Annotated in this window: 4 protein-coding genes; all 4 read left to right on the top strand. The window is 42.7% G+C overall.

The features are described from left to right. Positions 1-637 precede the first annotated feature (637 nt). The 4 genes from D0T84_RS21550 (at position 638) to D0T84_RS21535 (ending at position 4,011) form a co-directional block, all read left to right on the top strand. A complete protein-coding gene (locus D0T84_RS21550; RefSeq protein WP_163309990.1) occupies positions 638-1,738 on the top strand; it encodes a phage portal protein in 1,101 nt (366 codons plus the stop codon). Positions 1,739-1,940: 202 nt separating this feature from the next. Then, positions 1,941-2,489 (top strand): DUF6712 family protein, encoded by a 549-nt coding sequence (locus tag D0T84_RS21545; protein WP_163309989.1) that lies wholly within the window; start codon positions 1,941-1,943, stop codon positions 2,487-2,489. Between the two features lie 121 nt (positions 2,490-2,610). Then, the gene (locus tag D0T84_RS21540) at positions 2,611-2,943 is read left to right on the top strand and encodes a hypothetical protein (RefSeq protein WP_163309988.1); all 333 of its coding nucleotides are present in this window, start codon (positions 2,611-2,613) and stop codon (positions 2,941-2,943) included. A gap of 93 nt (positions 2,944-3,036) precedes the next feature. Continuing rightward, positions 3,037-4,011: a hypothetical protein gene (locus D0T84_RS21535; protein WP_163309987.1), complete on the top strand. Its 975-nt coding sequence runs from the start codon at positions 3,037-3,039 to the stop codon at positions 4,009-4,011. The last annotated feature ends 25 nt before the right edge of the window (positions 4,012-4,036 follow it).

The raw sequence follows: 4,036 nt of genomic DNA, 5'->3' as shown, positions 1-4,036 counted from the left end.
CATAAACTGATGGCTCCTTAATTTATCGTTAAATCTCTCCGTAAAGGTAAAAACTATATAAATCTTGTAAAAGATGAGGCAGACCGAAGGCTTACGTTGCTTTGGCTTGCAGTATACTATTATAAATCAATCTTCAGTTTTGTAGTCAGTGTTCTAAGTCCACGAAGTGGGCTAATATGGATAACCACGGGTAAAACCCGTGGCAAAAGCAGGTAGAAATAGACCGTCTCCGTAGGAGGCGAATGACATTTGTTTTTGCTATTTGCCTCCTACGGAGACATATTCTTCAGTCAGTTCCTGCCACGGGTAAAACCCGTGGTTATCCACCTTAAGTCCCTTCGGGATAATAAGTTACTGTGCTTTTTAACCCTTGATTCGCATTACTTATGACACACCCTCAATTTGTAGTATTTGCTTTCGGACGTATGCAATACGCCCCTACACAAAACATTCATCCTATTTCTCCTCTCCCTTTTTCCCCGCTACCGCACGAAACAACGTCAGCGGATCTAATCTTTCGCATAGGCAGATTACCACACGATACAATCATGTGGCAGCAGCTTTCCAAGTAATATCCCCCTTTTTCATCAATTTCTCACATTTTTATCTTATAGATGTATATAACATCTAAAAAAATATGGGAAAAGAAGAGAAAAATTACGCAGTGATTAAATTGTCGGATACCGTGAGGACGTATCCCACATTTACGAAGAGCCTCAAGGGCTGGATCAACTACGACCGCGACAACCTGCTGCCGCAGCGCATTATAGAGCTCAACAACGAGTCGGCTATCAACCGCGCGGTGATAGAAAACAAAGTGACCTATATCTGCGGGTCGGGCGTGAAGGGTGGCGAATACTACGGCCAACCCAATCTTGCCGACAGCTGGGACGACCTGATAGAAAAAGTAGCCAAAGACTATGTGACCTTCGGCGGGTACTGCTTTCAGATTATCCTCAACGAGAACGGCAAGAGTATGAGCCTCTACCACACCGACTTTAGCAAGGTGAGGGTAGGGCAGGTAAACGATTTTGGGGTCAACCTCAGCTTCTTTCTGTCTAACGACTGGCGCCGCACGGTGGGCAAATACGCCCCTGTGGAGATAAAGGCATATGGCAGCGAGGAGATGCAAAAAGGCACGCCTTACCTTTTCTATTACAGGGACTATGCGCCGAGCCTCGACTATTACCCTGTGCCACAGTACTATTCGGCGCTCAGCTACATAGAGGCTGACGGGCTGCTGGGTAAGTTTTACCGCAACTCTATCCACAACGGCTTTGTGCCGTCTACCATCATTACCATGCCCAGCAATCCTGCCGATGAACAGAAGGAGCAGTTTCAGAAAGACATAGAGCAAAGCTATGCGGGTACCAACGGCGCCAACAGCATCGTGGTGCTTTGGGGCGAAAGCCAGGAAGTGAAGCCCGTGGTAACCTCGTACACGGCAAGCAACAACGCCGACCTGTACAACAATGTGGACGAGATTATCTTTCAGAAGATTATTTCGGCGCACCGCCTTACTTCTCCTACCTTGGCGGGCTTGTCGGGGTCGGGCAACCTGTCGGGCAATGCCAGCGAGATTATCAATTCCTTTGTGCTCTACAACCAGACGGTAATACACCAGCTTCGCCGCCGTATACTGGATACCCTCAGCATTTTTACCATCAACAACGGCTATAAAAAGCTGGAAGTGGAGGATCTGGATATTGTTAATCAGCTGACCACCCCTCCCAACTGAGCCCGCTCTGGCTCCCCCAAGGGGGGAGGAGACACCCCCTCAATCCCCCAAAGGGGGACTTTGGCAAAGCCATAACACCCTACTTAACCTTCCCAAAAGGGGAGGAATAAGGAAAAAGAAAAGTGAAAAATTATTATTAACTAAAAAAATACCCTCTTTGTACCCCCTCCCTTTTGGGGAGGGATGAGGAGGGGTGATTATTATGAATACAGAATATATTTCCATACCACTCATTACCGAGAGCCTGTTTAAGCAGCACTCTCCCGTGACGGCGAACACCGATATTACCGAGTTTGTACCCTACATCTGCATCGCGCAGGAACTGCACATAGAGCCTGTATTGGGCGAGGCGCTGATGACCGAACTCAAAGGGCAGATAGACAGTAACGCGCTCACAGCCGAAAACAGCGACCTTATCGTCCGCCTTGCTCCCGCCTTGTCGTTCTATGCCGTGTATCAGGCGTTGCCCTTCCATTGGGCGACCATCGTCAACAAGGGCATTACCATACGCGAGAGCGAGAACAGCAAAGCGGTCGACATCAAAGACCTGGCACAGCTTCGCCAGTGGATAAAAAACGATGCCGACTTGCTCAAGAGCCAGTTGACGGATTTCCTCTGCCGGTGCAGTGCGGCTTACCCGCTATGGCGTCCGCAGGATGGCTGCTGCAATGCTGTGATAAGTGAGGGCTCGAACGTGAAAAGTTTCGACAGTGGCTTTTACTTTAAGAAGGGAAAGAAAGGTTGTTGCTAGAAATGGAAATCCCCCTGTAATGATTGTGTGCAGGGGGATTTTTTATGAAATATCTGATTGTGAATTTAAACCGGAAGCCGATTTATTAGTCTATTTTTGTAGAAACTAATATTTAAATCGTATGAAAACTAAAACAGACCTATACACTAAAATCGTACTGACGGTAATAGCTATCGCCCTGACTACAAATCTGATAAAAGACATCGGCTTTGTCTCCAAAGCACAAGCTGGAGAAGTGGTAAACCTGAATGCGGAGAAAGCAGCAGAGGAGGATATAACGTTTTTTATATATGAGAATAGTAAGATAAAACAGCCATTTTCCAGTAGGTATTATGATGAATGCATCATAGACTATAAAGATATACCAACTCACATTATAACAACTAAAAAGATCGAGTATCCTGATCCTTTTTCTAATAATCATTTAAGGATCAATAAAATAGAAAAAAAATAAACTTGTCATTTAGAGAAAGCCTGAGATTATTTCTCAGGCTTTTTTTATGACTTTTCTAAAACTTTATCTCTATATATACTAATTTTTTAAATTATGGCAGATAAAAAAAATTTAACATTCAAAGTTGATGGTTTTGAGCAAGTCATCGATAATGCAGACAAGCTAAGCGGCAGTTTAGAAGGAGTAGATGTGAAAATAAAAGGTATGTCCGTCACGGCAAAAGATGTCACGGACACATACAAAAATGAGCTAAAAGATGTAATAGAATACATCATTTTGCAAATGACAAAGATAGAAGCAATAATTACCGAACTGAGTACACATGCAGAGCAGGCTATTGAGAAAAATATAGAAGCAGGAGAAAAACTGGCAAAGAGCATAGAAATGTCAGGCGAAGGTGTTCTGTCTTCTATCGAATCTACAGCAAAGCAGTTACCTACTATAGTGATGGAGGGCTATGAGCGTATGATAACTAATCTGGGTAAAATATTCGGTACTCAGTCATCAATATTGGAAGAGCAACTAAAAAGGAATAAAGAACTAATAGATATTATAAGCGAAGAGTCTTTAAAAAGTATTGAGACCAAATATTCGGAAAAAACAAAAAAAATAGGGATTATAAACCTGAAAGCGCATAAGGAAAATGTTAAAGCGCATGTAGAAGAGCTTAATAAATTTAAAACAGAACTGCAAAAATCCGTTGAACATACCCGTATGCAATACGATGCTGTTTGTCTGTCTTACGATAAAGATAGCGAAGAATTTAAAAAGGCTCAGGAAAAAAAAGTAGAAGAACTGAAAAATTTAGAAGCTAAAATTACAGAAGTAAATAAGGAAATAGAAAAACAGAATGACAATTATTTGGGTGTATGGAATAAACAACATGAAGAAATAAAAACAAAACTTGAGGATTTCTCCAAAGATGGTGGTGGAATAGACAAATTTGTAAAAGAAAACTCTTATGGATTCAAAGGTTTTCTTACAAGTTTTGGTACAGGTGCATATTCCGGCGATACCCACCCAGTGATTCCGGTGATACCCACCCACTCACTGTGCAAATTAGTCTGACAAAATTACCGTTTTTTTCTTAAGC

This window comes from Dysgonomonas sp. 521 (genome assembly GCF_010501055.1).
Classification (GTDB): Bacteria; Bacteroidota; Bacteroidia; order Bacteroidales; family Dysgonomonadaceae; genus Dysgonomonas.
The sequence above is the reverse complement of the archived record's forward strand: the minus strand, read 5'-3'. Positions and strand labels throughout refer to the sequence as shown.